Consider the following 566-nt stretch of genomic DNA (forward strand, 5'->3'; position numbering starts at 1 on the left):
CGCTCTAGAGATAGAGTTTTCCCCTTCGGGGGACAAAGTGACAGGTGGTGCATGGTTGTCGTCAGCTCGTGTCGTGAGATGTTGGGTTAAGTCCCGCAACGAGCGCAACCCTTAAGCTTAGTTGCCATCATTAAGTTGGGCACTCTAGGTTGACTGCCGGTGACAAACCGGAGGAAGGTGGGGATGACGTCAAATCATCATGCCCCTTATGATTTGGGCTACACACGTGCTACAATGGATAATACAAAGGGCAGCGAACCCGCGAGGTCAAGCAAATCCCATAAAATTATTCTCAGTTCGGATTGTAGTCTGCAACTCGACTACATGAAGCTGGAATCGCTAGTAATCGTAGATCAGCATGCTACGGTGAATACGTTCCCGGGTCTTGTACACACCGCCCGTCACACCACGAGAGTTTGTAACACCCGAAGCCGGTGGAGTAACCTTTTATTAGGAGCTAGCCGTCGAAGGTGGGACAGATGATTGGGGTGAAGTCGTAACAAGGTAGCCGTATCGGAAGGTGCGGCTGGATCACCTCCTTTCTAAGGATATTACGGAATGACCAT

The 566-nt window shown here is 50.4% G+C and carries 1 rRNA gene; it reads left to right on the forward strand.

Annotation, left to right across the window (positions count from 1 at the left end):
- Positions 1-542: ribosomal RNA gene (locus tag LQ682_RS14035) — 16S ribosomal RNA — on the forward strand; the annotation flags it as partial.
- Between the last annotated feature and the right edge of the window lie 24 nt (positions 543-566).

Origin of the sequence: Mammaliicoccus sp. A-M4 (assembly GCF_022386955.1) — a bacterium.
GTDB classification, from domain to species: Bacteria; Bacillota; Bacilli; order Staphylococcales; family Staphylococcaceae; genus Mammaliicoccus; species Mammaliicoccus lentus.